Origin of the sequence: Coxiella endosymbiont of Ornithodoros maritimus, from assembly GCF_907164965.1 — a bacterium.
Lineage (GTDB): Bacteria > Pseudomonadota > Gammaproteobacteria > Coxiellales > Coxiellaceae > Coxiella.
The window spans coordinates 1-15,568 of record NZ_CAJRAM010000010.1 but is presented as its reverse complement, the minus strand read 5'-3'; the positions used below and the strand labels follow the sequence as shown (position 1 = coordinate 15,568).

Sequence of the window (15,568 nt, the reverse complement as noted above, 5' to 3'; positions counted from 1 at the left end):
GCTCACATACTTCCATGTATGCTGCTGTCCTCGAAAATCAACGACTTTCGGCTCAGCCTAGCTAATTGATGGCAGGCCTTGTTTTAAAAACTCTTTCATCTTTAGGCTTTGTCGTCCCCCGCTCGCGCGGGGACGACGGGTTTTAAGTCTTTCTGTCCACACCCTCACTCAAGAGGCAAGGACTAATTTATCAATCATTCTCCAAACCAATATCAATCGCCAACGAACGGATTTCTTTTACTAATACGTTAAATGACTCCGGCATGCCTGCATCCATTCGATGATCGCCGTCGACGATATTTTTATACATGCGCGTGCGGCCAGCTACGTCGTCGGATTTAACCGTCAACATTTCTTGCAACGTATAAGCTGCTCCGTAGGCTTCCAATGCCCACACTTCCATTTCACCGAACCGTTGACCGCCAAACTGAGCCTTCCCGCCGAGGGGTTGCTGCGTCACTAAACTGTATGATCCTGTGGAGCGCGCGTGCATCTTATCATCGACTAGATGGTTAAGCTTCAGCATGTACATGTAACCGACGGTAACCGGCCGATCGAATTTTTTGCCGGTTCGACCATCGTACAATACGGCTTGGCCGGACGAGGGAAGATCTGCCATTTTCAGCAACTGCTTAATTTCTTCCTCGGTCGCTCCGTCGAATACAGGCGAGGAAATGGGTACGCCTTTTCGCAAGTTTTTCGCCAACGTCACAATTTCAGAATCCTCCAATGCCTCTAAATCAAAGCGCTGGGTCTTACTCAAACCGTAAATGGGTTTCAATAACTTACGAAGCTCTTTAGCGTCCGCGCCCTTTTCAATTATTTCACCAATTTTTTTGCCTAATCCCTTCGCGGCCCAACCCAGATGAGTTTCCAGCACTTGACCGATGTTCATCCGCGACGGTACTCCTAAAGGATTAAGAACGATATCCACCGGCGTTCCGTCTTCTAAATAGGGCATATCTTCAATAGGGACGATGGTGGAAATGACACCTTTATTACCGTGACGCCCTGCCATTTTATCACCAGCTTGAATGCGTCGCTTTACAGCAAGATAAACTTTCACAATTTTAATGACGCCCGGCGCTAAATCACCGCCTTGGGTTAATTTTTGTCGTGAATCTTTTAATTTAGCATCTCGCGTTTCACGCAATTCTTTAAAATGTTCGTGAGAAGCTTCGAGCCGCTTGGTGGCAACATCGTCTTGCAAACGAATTTCAAACCATTTCTGTCGGGGTAAATCGACTAAGTAATTTTTCGTAATTTTCGTTCCCTTAGCGAGTTTATTTGGTCCACCCGCAGCAACGCCTCCCGTCAGCAATTTTTCCAAATTTTCAAACAGTGCGTCTTCCCGAACCCGTAGCTCGTCATTGAGATCTTTTTCAACTCTCGACAATTCAGCTTTTTCTATTTTTAAGGTCCGTTCGTCTTTCTTAACGCCTTCGCGAGTAAAGATACGAACGTCAATAACGGTTCCGGTAATACCGGGTGTTACGCGTAACGAAGTATCTTTTACGTCTGAAGCTTTTTCACCAAAAATGGCGCGCAATAATTTTTCTTCTGGGGTAAGTTGGGTTTCTCCTTTAGGGGTGACCTTACCGACTAAGATATCGCCGGCATTAACTTCAGCACCGATGTGGACAATACCGGACTCATCCAATTTCGCCAACACACTTTCACCGACGTTAGGAATATCCGAAGTGATTTCTTCCGGCCCTAATTTAGTATCGCGGGCCACACAGGTAAATTCCTGAATATGGATGGTGGTAAAGCGATCTTCTTCCACCAATCGCTCAGAAATCAAAATGGAATCTTCGAAGTTATATCCGTTCCACGGCATAAAAGCGACTAATAAGTTTTGCCCCAGCGCTAACTCACCGATATCGGTGGAGGGGCCATCCGCTAATACGTCTCCTTTTTGAACTTTATCACCGACTTCTACAATGGGATGCTGATTAATGCAGGTATTCTGATTAGAGCGAGTAAATTTCGTTAAGTTATAGATATCCACGCCGATGTCGTCATCGTTTTCCGTTTCTTTTCGGTCTACGCGAACAACGATTCGCGAAGCGTCAACGGAGTCAATGACACCGCTGCGCTTAGCAATGACCGTTACCCCTGAGTCCACTGCCACGGTACGCTCCATACCGGTTCCCACTAACGGGGTTTCCGGCCGAATGGTGGGCACGGCTTGGCGTTGCATGTTTGATCCCATCAATGCACGGTTAGCGTCATCGTGTTCCAAAAAAGGAATTAACGCAGCAGCAACGGAAACAATTTGTCGCGGCGACACATCCATATAATCAATCTTATCGGGTGTCGTTAAAGTAAACTCCCCTTTATACCGACAGGAAATTAAATCATCAACTAGCCGTCCTTTTTCATCAACATTGGTATTGGCTTGCGCAATGTAATAATCACCTTCTTCAATAGCTGACAAATACTCCGTTTCATCAGTCACTACACGATCAACGACCTTACGATAAGGTGTTTCTAAAAATCCATATTCATTAGCCCGAGCAAAAACAGCTAAAGAATTAATCAACCCAATATTAGGACCTTCGGGCGTTTCAATAGGACAAACTCGCCCATAGTGCGTCACATGCACGTCACGTACTTCAAACCCCGCACGTTCTCGCGTCAATCCTCCTGGTCCCAAGGCGGATACGCGTCGTTTATGAGTGATTTCTGAGAGCGGATTATTTTGATCCATAAATTGCGATAGTTGGCTTGAACCAAAAAATTCTTTCATGGCTGCAGAAACAGGTTTAGCGTTTACTAAATCCTGGGGCATGAGGTTTTCGACGTCGGCCAAACTGAGTCTATCTTTAACGGCGCGCTCTACCCGCACAAGACCCACGCGGAATTGATTTTCCGCCATTTCACCCACACTTCGGATACGTCGATTTCCCAGATGATCGATATCATCGACATTACCTTTACCATCACGAATATCGACCAATACGCGCAATACATCAACAACGTCTTCTTTGGATAAAACATCCAATCCGGTTAATTCTTTACGGCCTACACGGCGATTAAATTTCATCCGTCCCACTGCCGATAAACTATAACGCTCCGGCGAGAAGAATAAATTTTCAAACAAACTTTCTGCCGCTTCTTTTGTGGGTGGTTCGCCCGGGCGCATAATGCGGTAAATTTCCACGAGTGCTTCAAGTTGGTTGGTCGTGGTATCTAACCGCACAGTATCAGAAACGTACGGACCGCATTCGATCTCGTTGATATAAAGTGTATCCAACAACGCCGTTTTCGTGGCGCGTAAGTTTTTTAATAATTCAGCGGTAATTTCTTCATTCGCGTGCACTATGATTTCGCCAGTTTCTTCGTCAATAATGGTTTTCCCAATGACTTTGCCATATAAATAATCGTCGGGCAGTTCAAGTTTATTAATTTCTGCTTTTTCAATGAGGCGAATGTGGCGCGCTGAAATTCGACGATTGGCTTCAACGATAACTTTACCTTTTTTATCTTTTATTTCGACAACCGCGAGCTCGCCTCGTAACCGCTGCGGAATCAAATCTAAGGTGACGCTTTCTTGGTTAAGATGAAAGCGATTGGTTTTATAAAACATATCGAGGATTTGCTCGGTATCATAACCAAGCGCGCGCAAAATAACCGTGGCTGGCAACTTTCGCCGACGATCAATACGCACAAATAAACAATCTTTAGCATCAAATTCAAAATCCAACCAGGAACCACGATAAGGAATGACTCGGGCAGAATATAATAATTTTCCCGATGAATGCGTTTTTCCTTTGTCATGTTCAAAAAAGACGCCGGGGGAACGATGGAGCTGTGAAACCACCACGCGCTCAGTCCCGTTAATGACAAGACTGCCCGTCTCTGTCATCAATGGAATTTCGCCCATGTAAACTTCTTGCTCTTTAATATCTTTGATGGCTTTTTTACCGGCAAGGGCTTCTTTATCGTAAATGACCAACCTCATCTTGACTTTCAAAGAAGCCGCGTAAGTCAATCCCCGTAATTTACATTCCTCAACATCGAAAAGAGTAGATTCTTCTCCTAAACTGTAACCCACGTATTCAAGCACTGCATACCCAGAATAGCTGGTAATAGGGAAAACAGATTTAAAGGCGGCATGCAAACCGTTATCTTCGCGTTTTTCTGCGGCGATATCTTTTTGCAAAAATTTTCGATAAGATTCTATCTGTGTTTCTAATAAATAAGGCGTTTTTAATATTTCGACTTCGCGTTTCCCTAAATTGACGCGCGCGCGTCTTTTCTCAGGATAAGAAATCGTAGCTGAATTCCTACTTCTATTATTCGCTTGCGCCATGTACACACCTCATTTTTAAACTAACTAAACGATGATACTAACACCATTCTCGCAAAAGCGAGAAGCCAGAATGCCATTAGGCATTCTTTCCAATGGAGGCCCCGCCTCCGCGAGACCACCGTGGAGCGCTCAACAAGCATTGGGCGAGTCGATTATTCCAACTCAACTTTGGCACCTGCTTCTTCAAGCTCTTTCTTAATTTTTTCCGCTTCCTCCTTAGAAACGCCTTCTTTCACCACACTCGGGACTAATTCCACCAAATCTTTGGCTTCTTTCAATCCAAGACCTGTAATGGTGCGGATAGCTTTAATGACGCCAATTTTATTGTCGCCAAAACTGGCCATCTTTACGTTAAATTCCGTTTTTTCTTCAGTTGCAACCGTTTCGCCCCCGGCTGCCGGTCCCGGCACCGCAATGGCTGCTTGAGCAGAAACACCAAATTTTTCTTCCATTGCTTTCACTAAATCCACCACCTCCATGACGCTCATATTGGCGACTGCTTCTAAAATGTCATCTTTTGATAATTGTGCCATTATTATTTACTCCAAAAAGTTTACTATTAAGTACTAAGCTGCTTTTTGATCGCGCACAGCTGCCATGACTCGGACAACCTGAGTAATAGCTTCATTAATGGTGTGGGCCAACTTAGCCACTGGCGCCAATAGTACAGCCGCCAATTGACTCAAGGCCTCCTCACGAGACGGTAATCGCGCGACAAATTTCAATTTCTCTGCCGGCAACAATTCACCATCCAACACCAAGCCTTTTACTTCCAGACGTTCGTGTTCCTTAATAAATTTTTCAATCAAACGAGCAGCAGTAGCAGGTTCCTCTTGTGAAAAAAACAACACAATGGGACCCGTTAGTACTTCTTCGAGACAGGCATAGGTTGTCTCTTTAAATGCCCGTTGCGCCAGCGTGTTGCGATACACGCGCATATGCACGCGTGCTTCGCGAGCGCTTTTTCGTAATTCGGACATTTCAGATACTGTTAAGCCGCGATAATCAGCAGCCACCACAGAAACCGCTTCATTGGCGATGTCTGTGATTTCCGCAACCATTGCCTTTTTCTGTTCGAGATTTAAAGCCACTGCCTCTTCTCCCGTTGTTATTACAAAGAAATAGCTCTTGCTATTTCCACCGTTTCGGTGACAACCTGTTGGATAAGCACCGTCTGCGTGAGCAGCACACCTAGACGTGCTTTTAAACCATCAGGTACCCACGGTCTTCGACGGTTAACGTCAATGACGTTTACCGCGAAATCTTTTCTAACGTCACCCCCCATACCTGTATTCCGCTTCGATCCATACAGGCTACTAATTCCGGATGTTGCGCAATTTAGGATCCTATTGTTGTTTGATCTATAGCTATTCCAGGACCCATTGTGCTTGATAACGTTAATTTCTTTAAATATGTTCCTTTAGCTGCGCTCGGTTTAACTTTTTTGATATCATTCAATAAAGCTAGGAAATTTTCCTCCAGTGCCTTTTCTTCAAAACCCATCTTGCCAATAGTGCAGTGGATAATACCATTTTTATCAATACGATAGAGAATTTGGCCTTGCTTGGCATTCTTCACCGCCGAAGCGACATCCGTGGTTACCGTGCCTACCTTTGGATTGGGCATTAAACCCCGCGGTCCCAATACCTGACCCAATTTACCCACAACTCGCATGGTTTCGGGCGTTGCTATTACCACGTCAAAATCAATATCCCCGCCCTGGATGCGCTCAGCGAGATCGTCCAAGCCAACGATGTCCGCTCCAGCGGCTTTAGCTTTTTCTACATTATCTCCTTGAGCAAAAACAGCTACTTTCACCGTGCGCCCACTTCCGTGTGGCAAGACGGTGGCACCACGAATAGCCTGATCGGACTTGCGAGAATCGATCCCTAAGTTAATCGCTACATCAATGCTTTCATTGAATTTCGCTTTTGCACATTCCTTTATTAACTTGATAGCCTCTGAAAAAGGGTAAGCTTTATCACGCTGCACCTTTTCGGCGTGGGTTTTTCGTCTTTTCGTCAGTCTTGCCGCCATTATTCAACCCCCTCTACGTCGATGCCCATACTGCGCGCTGTTCCTGCGATGGTGCGGATAGCGGCCTCTAAATCAACTACGGTGAGATCGGGTGTTTTCATTTTGGCGATTTCCTCTAATTGCTGACGCGTTGCTTTACCTACTTTTTCCGTGTTAGGGCGCGCACTACCGCTTTTACCTTTAAGCACAAACTTTTTCAATAAAACAGAAGCGGGCGGCGTTTTAGTAATGAAAGAAAAAGTGCGATCCGCATACACCGTGATAATGACGGGAGTCGGCAAGCCCTTTTCAATATTTTTGGTTGCCGTATTAAATGCTTCACAAAATTCCCGGATGTTAACGCCATGTTGGCCCAACGCTGGACCCACCGGTGGACTGGGATTGGCTTCGCCGGCCTTTATTTGAAGGCGAATATAGCCCGTTATTTTCTTTGCCATAATTTTCTCCTGGGTTCAATCGCTCATCATCTGTTATTCAATGAGCTCCCCAATTGCTTTTAAAAAATCTCGGCCGCAAACGCCAGAGATTTTACTTTAAACGCACAGATTTACTCTATGCTCCTAACTTTTTTCGACCTGACCAAATTCCAATTCGACCGGCGTCGAACGTCCAAAAATAAGAACTGAGACTCGCAAACGGTTTTTTTCGTAATTGACGTCTTCAACCACGCCGTTGAAATCGGCGAACGGGCCTTCAATTACACGAACGACTTCACCAGGCTCAAAAAGCACTTTCGGTTTAGGTTTGGCCTCCCCTTCTTCAACCCGTCGTAAAATTTGTGCTGCATCTTTATCAGTAATGCCCCCGATAAAACGTACTACTTGGGGTATGTTTCGTACTAGGTCGGAGGTTTTATCATTCATGATCATTTGCACTAAAACGTAACCTGGAAAAAATTTGCGTTGGCTTTTTCTTTTTCGCCCACTTCGCATTTCCACCACTTCTTCTGTTGGAACAATAATTTCACCAAAAAATTCATTGAGTTCTTTTAGATGGATATGTTCTTTAAGCACTTTAACAACGTAATTTTCGTCACCCGAATAAGTGTGTATCACGTACCAACGTTTTTTTTCTTCAGTCATCTTTAATAAACTCCTCAAAACCCCCAGCGCGATCAACAAGAACAATAATTCTTCGGACGCGAGATTTTATTATCCTCTTTGTCCAGCCATCCATCCGATAGCCCACATAAATAAACTATCAAGGCCCCATAAAATGAGGGCCGTAATTACAACCATCACAATAACAACCAACGTTGTTTGAAGCGTCTCTTGACGAGTTGGCCAAACTACTTTGCGCAACTCCGTCCGCGCGCCTTTAATAAAACCCCAAGCCATTCGGCCTTTGTCAGTTTGTGAAGCGATCGCCAATAATATCACAAGCACGACAATCCCAACGGCTGCACGAATAGCCCACGTCACTTGGCTATAATAAAATTCAGCTACAATCGCTGCGACCAAAAGAGTAACAATTAGCAGCCATTTTAAGCCATCGAACCGTGACTTTTTTTCTAGCGTTACACTTTGTTGGGCCATAAATTTTCTCTTATCCACTGCTTCAGAGAGCCAGCTCTCGTTAGCAGGCCAGGAGGGGATCGAACCCCCAACCTGCGGTTTTGGAGACCGCTGCTCTGCCAATTGAGCTACTGGCCTAAACAGAAAACAGTAAGTGGTGCGGCTTCGCCGCCACTAATTTCAATTGTTGTATCAACAACACAACGTTTCTATCTATTGTCCTCGCAGTCTTCTGCAACCTCCGATTATTCAATAATCTTCGTTACCACTCCTGCTCCCACCGTGCGGCCACCTTCCCGTACCGCAAATCGTAACCCTTCGTCCATCGCTACCGGCGCAATCAAGTCAACCGTCACTTTCACATTATCTCCCGGCATCACCATCTCTACCCCTTCCGGTAAACTCAATAACTGGCCCGTCACGTCCGTCGTGCGAAAATAAAATTGCGGCCGATAGCCTTGTAAAAAGGGTGTGTGGCGCCCGCCTTCTTCCTTCGACAACACATAAACCTCCGCCTCAAATTTCTTGTGCGGCGTGATCGACCCCGGTTTCGCCAATACTTGACCCCGCTCCACTTCTTCGCGTTTCGTCCCTCTCAATAAAATCCCTACGTTGTCACCCGCTTGACCTTCATCCAATAATTTGCAAAACATCTCAACGCCCGTGCACGTCGTCTTCATCGTTTCCTTGATCCCCACTATCTCTATCTCGTCTCCCACTTTGATGATCCCACGCTCTACGCGTCCCGTCACCACCGTCCCTCGGCCTGAGATCGAAAACACATCTTCTATCGGCATTAAAAACGGTTTGTCTATCGCTCGCTCCGGCTGCGGGAAATACGTGTCCATTGTTTCCACTAATTTGATTATCGAGGACTCCCCAACCTCACTCTTATCACCTTCTAACGCCTTTAACGCTGAGCCCACTATAATCGGCGTCTCATCGCCCGGGAAATCATAACTGTTCAATAAATCCCTCACTTCCATTTCCACTAATTCCAACAACTCTTTGTCATCCACCATGTCAGCTTTGTTCAAGTAAACTACTATGTTCGGAACACCCACTTGCTTAGCCAATACAATGTGTTCTCGCGTTTGCGGCATCGGGCCGTCCGCTGCGCTCACCACCAATATAGCTCCGTCCATCTGCGCCGCTCCCGTGATCATGTTCTTCACATAATCCGCGTGGCCCGGGCAGTCTACGTGCGCGTAGTGGCGCTTGTCGCTTTGGTATTCCACGTGCGACGTCGCTATCGTGATCCCGCGTGCACGCTCTTCTGGCGCGTTGTCAATCTGGTCAAAGGCTTTCTTTTCACCACCGTATTTCTCCGACAACACCTTCGTCAACGCCGCCGTTAACGTCGTCTTCCCATGATCCACGTGCCCAATCGTCCCAACATTCACATGCGGCTTCTCTCTTACAAATTTTTCCTTCGACATGAAGATGACCTCCGAAAAAACGATTAATCAAATAATAATTCTTAAGGCGTTGCAGTAAGCCTCGCTACCAGTCTGGAGCCCACAACCGGACTTGAACCGGTGACCTCTTCCTTACCAAGGAAGTGCTCTACCGCCTGAGCTATGTGGGCGGAGCGGGTGATGGGAGTCGAACCCACGCTATCAGCTTGGAAGGCTGAAGTTCTACCGTTGAACTACACCCGCTTTTCAAAAGACACTGAAGGTGGTGCGGCTTCGTCGCAATATATTTTTTAAACTATCGCGAAGCGACACAGCGATCTGTCTTCTGTCATCAGTCCTCTGTCTTCTGATGTGGAGGGGGTAGGATTCGAACCTACGAAGGCTGAGCCGTCAGATTTACAGTCTGATCCCTTTAGCCACTCGGGAACCCCTCCAAATACGCTTACCCACTCAAATCACAAAGATGAAAGAACCCTGTCGGGCTTTTTCACCGATGTCATGCACAAATCACCTCAAAAATCAAGCGTGATATTGTGCGTAACAATACAGTGGATGTCAACCTGAATGTGGAAAAAGAAAAGCTTTGGTCAGCCTGGGGCCCAATCAAAATAATGGATGCTTTTAATTGGGGCTTGGACGGCGAGAGCCGCCATGTAGCCTTTTGCGCTGGGAAGAGGAGAAAGCGACCATTGAGCTGGTGCTTCCGGCTCGCCTTGGACCCATAAGAGGGCATCCTTTTCCGCTTTCGCATCCGTTGTGAATTTCTGCAAGGGGAAAGATAATCCCTGAGAAATCGCTTTTAGATAAGCCTCTTTCAATGTCCAAATTCGATAAAATCCTTCAAGCCGTGCTTCAGCGGGTAATGCTTTCAACGTTTGGCTTTCCTCAGGCGAGAAAAACCGCTCGGCGATTTGCTCGACGTGAACACCCGATTTCATAAATTCGATATCAATACCAACCTCTCGATTCCGCGTTACCGCACACAAAGCGAAAGCGCTTGAATCTGAAAGGTTAAATTGTAGTAAAGGGCTGTCCTTAAGATAGGGTTTTCCATGATGGTTATAACGACATCGGACTCGTCCTTTTAATTCCGGTAAATAGCTCGCTAAGATAGTATGCAACGCTGCATGCGAGGTTACAAAACGACGCCGATGTTCGGATTGTATAAAACGATCAGCCCGCGCTTGCTCTCCCGGCGATAAAATTTTCCATTTCTTTTCGATTCCTTGAGTGGGACGATCTAAAAAGACGCGCCACACATGCACATCGCCTTCGATAAGCGAAGGCTTTTCCTCAATAACTTTCCAAGTATTACTCATCTACGTGATTTTATCGCTTTGCCACCCGATACATTTGTCCATTCGCAACGTTAAATAAAATCCAAATCTCATAGCGAGCAATAACAACAAACCTGTAATTATATAAAACATACTCCCTCAATAATAATGTTTATCCGCTTCCAAATCTTTTTCGATAATGGTTTTTTGTTTAGATCATATTATATAGTACACATAAAGTTTATAACTCAAAATAATAATAAATAGAATGATCCCGACATAAAGCATTACATTTAATCCATATTGACTGGAAGTGACATTTCATACAATCAAACTTTGCTCTGCCGCTGTTGAGGATGGCATAGTAAAATGGAATACAGTGAATCCGATAGTGCCAAATAAGTCCCATGATCGCTAATGCACTCGAGCAAAAACAGAAAGTATATTACCTAAAAAAAATTACTTAACAAAGTTAATATTATCCCTAGATAAGCAAAAATAGATCCGAAATATTCCCGCGGGTGATGATTATAGCCATTTAACCACACACCCATGGCACGGATAACTAGATTATTAAGCGGATAAATCGTGGCGTCTTTAGGGTAAGTAATGTATAGCCTTTAATGCGATAAAGCACCAAAAGAGCTGCGAGTAAAAAAGCAATCGTTAAAAATACAGTGGCAATGTAATGGATTTTTCAACCTAATTCACGCAGATCTCCTTCGGTTCTTCCCTGGATATAAGCTGAACCGTGCATGAGTACCATTAGAACAGAAGCTGTTCGCGATAAAATTCCAAAGCCATTAAATAACTCAAACCAACTTCCCGTATAATAATCTTGAAATAGGGAATCAAAATGAAAAGGAAACCCTAGCAAGCAGTTGCCAAAAGCCAACCCAAAGAAAAATACTGGCACGATAGAACTAATGAGTAAAGCAAGATCCCATAAACGCCACCAAATAGGACTCGGCAATTTTCCTGGATAATCATAGCCTAGCGGACGCAAAAAAAGAGCCCACATGATAAATAATGAAATAAATATAACCTGGAAAACGCTGTGCTATAAACCACCGGCAAACGACGAAAGCCCGCCACCCACAAATAAAATCCAAGTGAGATTATCACCTTAGATGGGCGCACTCGTATTAAGCAAAATTCGTCACTGCGTTTCATTGCGCAAAAAAGCATGATCATAGTGACGCTAAAACCAAAGCCAGCGGTGTTTGCATAGACAACTAAAATTGAACCAATGATCATCCGTCAAACTACTTTCAAAGTCGTTTTTTTACCTTTCAAAATAATAACGCCCGATCTCTAAACTGCTGCGTTCGCGACGAGCGTATTTAAACATTAAAAATAATTCAATAACAAATAATGACGAATAAAAAGCAATATAGCCTAATAAACTCGTCATTACGGTCGATACGGATATTGTCACAACACTCATAAAAGTCGGCAATATTTCGTGTATGCTCCACGTGTTGGCGACCACTTTCTGCCAGAATCCATCCGAATTCAGCAGCTAAAAAAGCAATGGAATAGCGTAAAGTGCACAGCGTAAAAATAAGCGGTCCTGCGTGAGTGTATTGCAATAACAATAAAAAAACCAAAAATTAATAATAAAAGCATCAGGCCCCAAAGCCCAAACATAAATCGGAAGGAGCAAAAAGCAATGGCCGTGTTAGGAATAGTATCGCGGCGCGTCGCCGCTTCAATTTCCGCCGGGGTCGAATTCACAACACGAAGATTATAACGATCTAATAAAAACCAAAATCGTTTTTATAACGATTATAAAGATTGCGAGATTGCTATTTTCAATGCCTTGCTTATAACCTTTCATCAACTCAAGCGCACCAGGCACAAGGCCTTTTAGGGAGTGTGTGGCAATGAGACTCAACCCGTAAGGAATAGGAATGACGAAATAATTTTTTTATCCTTTTTGACTGGGAAAAGCGACGAGATACCAAGACGCCGACGGTTTTTGCGTTTGCCATTGCGCTTCTATGGCGGCCATTTTCTCAGGTTCATATTTAGCAACTTGCAATCCATTTTGATCCCCATAAAAAGCAACAGCCAAAGCGCAAATTAATCCAAAACCCACCCCCACGGTAAAAGAGCGTTTCGCAAACTCTATATCCATTCCTACCAATATATAAAAAAGCACTCACCTAGATAACAGATATTGAACCCGTTAAAAAATCGTCAAAAGCGACGTGACTAATTTGTATTTGTGCCAAGGAATTTAAATAAAGCCCAATAATGCTGTGCAACTCTAAGCTTATGTTTTGATAATTAAAGGTCGTCGCGGTAAATTTTTGCATCCAACTGTTGCTTGCTAAAATATTAACGATAGGAAGGCCCGCGCCTAATGCCATTAAAAAGGGTGATTCGCAAATTGGCTTTTTTACCCACTTTATTCCAGCTCAAAAAGAATAGGGCAAGCATCGTGGCTTCTAACATAAAAACGGTGATTCATTCGACGGCCAACACCGGCACGAAACTGCCGCCAATCGTCCGTGAGAAGTAAGCCTAATTTTGACCGAATTCAAATTCAAGTATAATACCGGTTAATACACCCATCGCGAAATTAATGGCTAATAATTTCGACCAAAATTAAGTCATGTCTTTGTAAATAGCATTCCTGGTTTTGACGTAAACCGACTCCATGATGAGCAAAATCCAAGTCAAACTTAACGTTAAAAGAACAAAAAAATTAAAGAGTGCTGTTAAAAAATTGAAAACGGGAAAGATTGATGAGCTCGTTTGTTGGAAACACACTGAATATCCTTATCCTTTAGAGAGTGGGGCAATCCTAACATAGGAGAAAAAATATGACAACCAGCGATTAACTGAGCCCTGTTCAATCACAGGGCTCGTTGAAGTTTTAAAGGGTAAGGCCAAGGGCTTCTTCTATTTTTTCTTCATTTTGTCGTTGGGGTAGAATCCTCTCTTTTAACTCGTCCACTTCTAATTCAACAAACTTATCCCATGTAGTTTTACCATACTTTATTTTACCTATTGGCCTATTTTCTTGGATGGCTCGAATAACGGTATTTAAAAATTTCCGTGTATCGGTCTCGCGACCCTATCTTCATCGGTTAGCGACAACAAATAAGATAACTCTGCGCTTCTTCCGAATAAAGAGTTAAATCCGACCCTGTTAAGTGATTTTTATTTGCTGCACCACCATCGCTAAAAAACTTTTTACAGTCTGTAGTGCTAAACCCGACTCGAGAAAACATTCCTACCGCTCGCTTGAACTCAATATCTAATTGGGCAACTGCTCCTAAATTCCTTTTTAAGATTATTTTTGGACCTAGGATATTTCGGCACAACCATGTGTCAATTTGTTTTTGAATTTAATCTCTATCCTCGGGTCTTAATACCCTCTCCTTATTGGGACCATCAAACTGATAATAGTCGCGATTAGCTAGTCTTTGATCTTCGAAAGAATCCTACTCTATTCCCTTTTCCACCATCAGCAAACTTTTCAGATCCTCATTAATTAATACAATTTAAAGGGCTTGGGCGTAGACGTTGCCTTGGAATCTCTTGTCAAAAGAAGTGAGACTCCTGCGACCATCTAAAAACATTTCGCTCGACTTGCCGCTTAGTGTTGATTAAAATTTCCTCACCTAGGCCATTTCGCACCCAAGCTAATAATTGATCCCCCATAATGCTTGGGCACAGGGGAACTTGGCGACATTGAGCCATAACCGAGCAGGGAAAAAGCTTTCACCCAGTTGATTCTTTATATTTCCTAAATTAGAAAAAATTGTTTTCACACCTTCAACAATCGCTGAAAAAGCCACCTGATGATCACCCTCAGCATCAATCGTTACGGTTCCATTTATAGAATTTTATGAAATACCTTTTCTACTTTCTGCGAGTTCCTTAAATTGAGATCTAACTTGATTGATATTTTCTTTTAAAAGCTTTTCTCACAGTCATAAAGTTTTCTAGTAATTTTATTGATTGTTGCTATGTTCCAAGCTGTTGTACTGTTTCCCATTGTCTAAATAAGAGCCTATGGGTCTTCAATTAAGTGATGATAATTAGGGCATGATTCGGGATCAACATCTCGACTCAAACCAAGGCTTACTACTTACTATTAGAGGAAAGTTTCCTACAATCCCTAGCGGCACATTAACCGAAAACACATTGAGTAATTTGAATATATTAACGATTTCAGAACTTCTTCTTAAAATTTCTAATTCCTCTTTTGCAATCACAGAAATAGAAGTTTAGGCTTTTCCTGCTTCTTCGTGTAATTTTCTTATTTCAGGGTCTTTCGAAAGATTGTCGTCTTCTTTACTTTCCGACTTAAATTCTTTTAACTTTTTGTCAAGCCCATATATTGGCTTATCGCCGTTTTCTTGTGCTGATCAAAACCATTTTCCTTCAGAGTTTTTTCGTAAATATTGCGAATATTAAAGGCCGCGTACATCAAAACATCACAGGTCTTCCACTGCAACAAATCTGCATTTGCTTATTTTGCAACAAATTGTGCGAGAAAGAGGGGCGGTTCCGTTATGTTAACTAACACGGATTTGAAAGCCAGTAGTTCCGACCCAAACCATTTAATCAACAATCCCTCGGAAATACCGTAAGAAGTTTTATTTTTGATGTTTTTTCTTAGTCCTTTTGCTCTAATTCTTCTTGAATCCAATAAGGCTTTATTATACGATCAAAAATCTCGTTAACCTTCTTTTGTCCTGCTGCTGATTCTTTCTCCAATTCCCAGCCGTGCAGATTTCCATATTCTGATTTTTTAATCGAGTGCTCCCCTAGCAGGAAAAAGCAGGCTCAACCCCATCCCATCAATAAAAAGCAGCAAAAACAAAGGGGCTATTGCGGAAAGTTATTTGCGATTGGACATGATTAAACCTCACAAGAAGGTGTTGGATTCTATAACAAATGGATTTCCCCGTACACGAAGGAAAGCGATGAATTTATCTTCTGAGCAGGCGGAATTAATGGAAAGGTTTGTTTTAATTGAAGCAA

At 43.5% G+C, this 15,568-nt stretch carries 13 protein-coding genes, 4 tRNA genes and 1 pseudogene; all 18 read right to left on the bottom strand.

Going from position 1 to position 15,568, the window contains the following annotated elements; translation table 11 throughout:
• Positions 1 to 190: 190 nt before the first annotated feature.
• The 18 genes and pseudogenes from rpoB to OWO34_RS00955 all read right to left on the bottom strand — a co-directional run bounded on the left by rpoB (position 191) and on the right by OWO34_RS00955 (position 13,340).
• The gene (rpoB, locus tag OWO34_RS01040) at positions 191 to 4,324 is read right to left on the bottom strand and encodes a DNA-directed RNA polymerase subunit beta (RefSeq protein ID WP_267256238.1); all 4,134 of its coding nucleotides are present in this window, start codon (positions 4,322 to 4,324) and stop codon (positions 191 to 193) included.
• A 14-nt stretch (positions 4,325 to 4,338) separates the two neighbouring features.
• Entirely contained in the window at positions 4,339 to 4,458 is a 120-nt protein-coding gene (locus OWO34_RS01035; RefSeq protein ID WP_267256237.1) for a hypothetical protein, read from the bottom strand.
• 12 nt (positions 4,459 to 4,470) lie between these two features.
• Positions 4,471 to 4,851, bottom strand: coding sequence for a 50S ribosomal protein L7/L12 (gene rplL / locus OWO34_RS01030; protein ID WP_267256236.1), 381 nt, complete (start codon positions 4,849 to 4,851; stop codon positions 4,471 to 4,473).
• Positions 4,852 to 4,884: 33 nt separating this feature from the next.
• On the bottom strand, positions 4,885 to 5,409 hold the full coding sequence (gene rplJ / locus OWO34_RS01025) for a 50S ribosomal protein L10 (protein WP_267256235.1): 525 nt from the start codon (positions 5,407 to 5,409) through the stop codon (positions 4,885 to 4,887).
• A 20-nt stretch (positions 5,410 to 5,429) separates the two neighbouring features.
• Complete coding sequence (locus tag OWO34_RS01020; RefSeq protein WP_267256234.1) at positions 5,430 to 5,603, bottom strand: hypothetical protein; 174 nt, start codon at positions 5,601 to 5,603, stop codon at positions 5,430 to 5,432.
• 53 nt (positions 5,604 to 5,656) lie between these two features.
• A complete protein-coding gene (rplA, locus tag OWO34_RS01015) occupies positions 5,657 to 6,355 on the bottom strand; it encodes a 50S ribosomal protein L1 (RefSeq protein ID WP_267256233.1) in 699 nt (232 codons plus the stop codon).
• Positions 6,355 to 6,792 (bottom strand): 50S ribosomal protein L11, encoded by a 438-nt coding sequence (rplK, locus tag OWO34_RS01010; RefSeq protein WP_267256232.1) that lies wholly within the window; start codon positions 6,790 to 6,792, stop codon positions 6,355 to 6,357. Before rplK ends, rplA begins: the two co-directional genes overlap by 1 nt.
• Before the next feature lie 123 nt (positions 6,793 to 6,915).
• On the bottom strand, positions 6,916 to 7,437 hold the full coding sequence (gene nusG, locus OWO34_RS01005) for a transcription termination/antitermination protein NusG (RefSeq protein WP_267256272.1): 522 nt from the start codon (positions 7,435 to 7,437) through the stop codon (positions 6,916 to 6,918).
• A 69-nt stretch (positions 7,438 to 7,506) separates the two neighbouring features.
• Positions 7,507 to 7,890, bottom strand: coding sequence for a preprotein translocase subunit SecE (gene secE, locus OWO34_RS01000; RefSeq protein WP_267256231.1), 384 nt, complete (start codon positions 7,888 to 7,890; stop codon positions 7,507 to 7,509).
• 44 nt (positions 7,891 to 7,934) lie between these two features.
• A tRNA-Trp gene (locus tag OWO34_RS00995) sits at positions 7,935 to 8,007 on the bottom strand.
• A 107-nt stretch (positions 8,008 to 8,114) separates the two neighbouring features.
• Entirely contained in the window at positions 8,115 to 9,308 is a 1,194-nt protein-coding gene (gene tuf, locus OWO34_RS00990) for an elongation factor Tu (RefSeq protein WP_267256230.1), read from the bottom strand.
• A gap of 73 nt (positions 9,309 to 9,381) precedes the next feature.
• A tRNA-Thr gene (locus OWO34_RS00985) sits at positions 9,382 to 9,457 on the bottom strand.
• A gap of 2 nt (positions 9,458 to 9,459) precedes the next feature.
• Positions 9,460 to 9,530 (bottom strand) — tRNA-Gly (locus tag OWO34_RS00980).
• A 109-nt stretch (positions 9,531 to 9,639) separates the two neighbouring features.
• A tRNA-Tyr gene (locus OWO34_RS00975) sits at positions 9,640 to 9,721 on the bottom strand.
• Positions 9,722 to 9,874: 153 nt separating this feature from the next.
• Positions 9,875 to 10,606, bottom strand: coding sequence for a 4'-phosphopantetheinyl transferase family protein (locus tag OWO34_RS00970; RefSeq protein ID WP_267256229.1), 732 nt, complete (start codon positions 10,604 to 10,606; stop codon positions 9,875 to 9,877).
• On the bottom strand, positions 10,607 to 10,717 hold the full coding sequence (locus tag OWO34_RS00965; RefSeq protein ID WP_267256228.1) for a hypothetical protein: 111 nt from the start codon (positions 10,715 to 10,717) through the stop codon (positions 10,607 to 10,609). It lies immediately after the preceding gene.
• A 544-nt stretch (positions 10,718 to 11,261) separates the two neighbouring features.
• On the bottom strand, positions 11,262 to 11,585 hold the full coding sequence (locus OWO34_RS00960; RefSeq protein WP_267256227.1) for a cytochrome d ubiquinol oxidase subunit II: 324 nt from the start codon (positions 11,583 to 11,585) through the stop codon (positions 11,262 to 11,264).
• A gap of 264 nt (positions 11,586 to 11,849) precedes the next feature.
• Positions 11,850 to 13,340 (bottom strand): annotated as a pseudogene (locus OWO34_RS00955) (cytochrome ubiquinol oxidase subunit I).
• Positions 13,341 to 15,568: the final 2,228 nt, after the last annotated feature.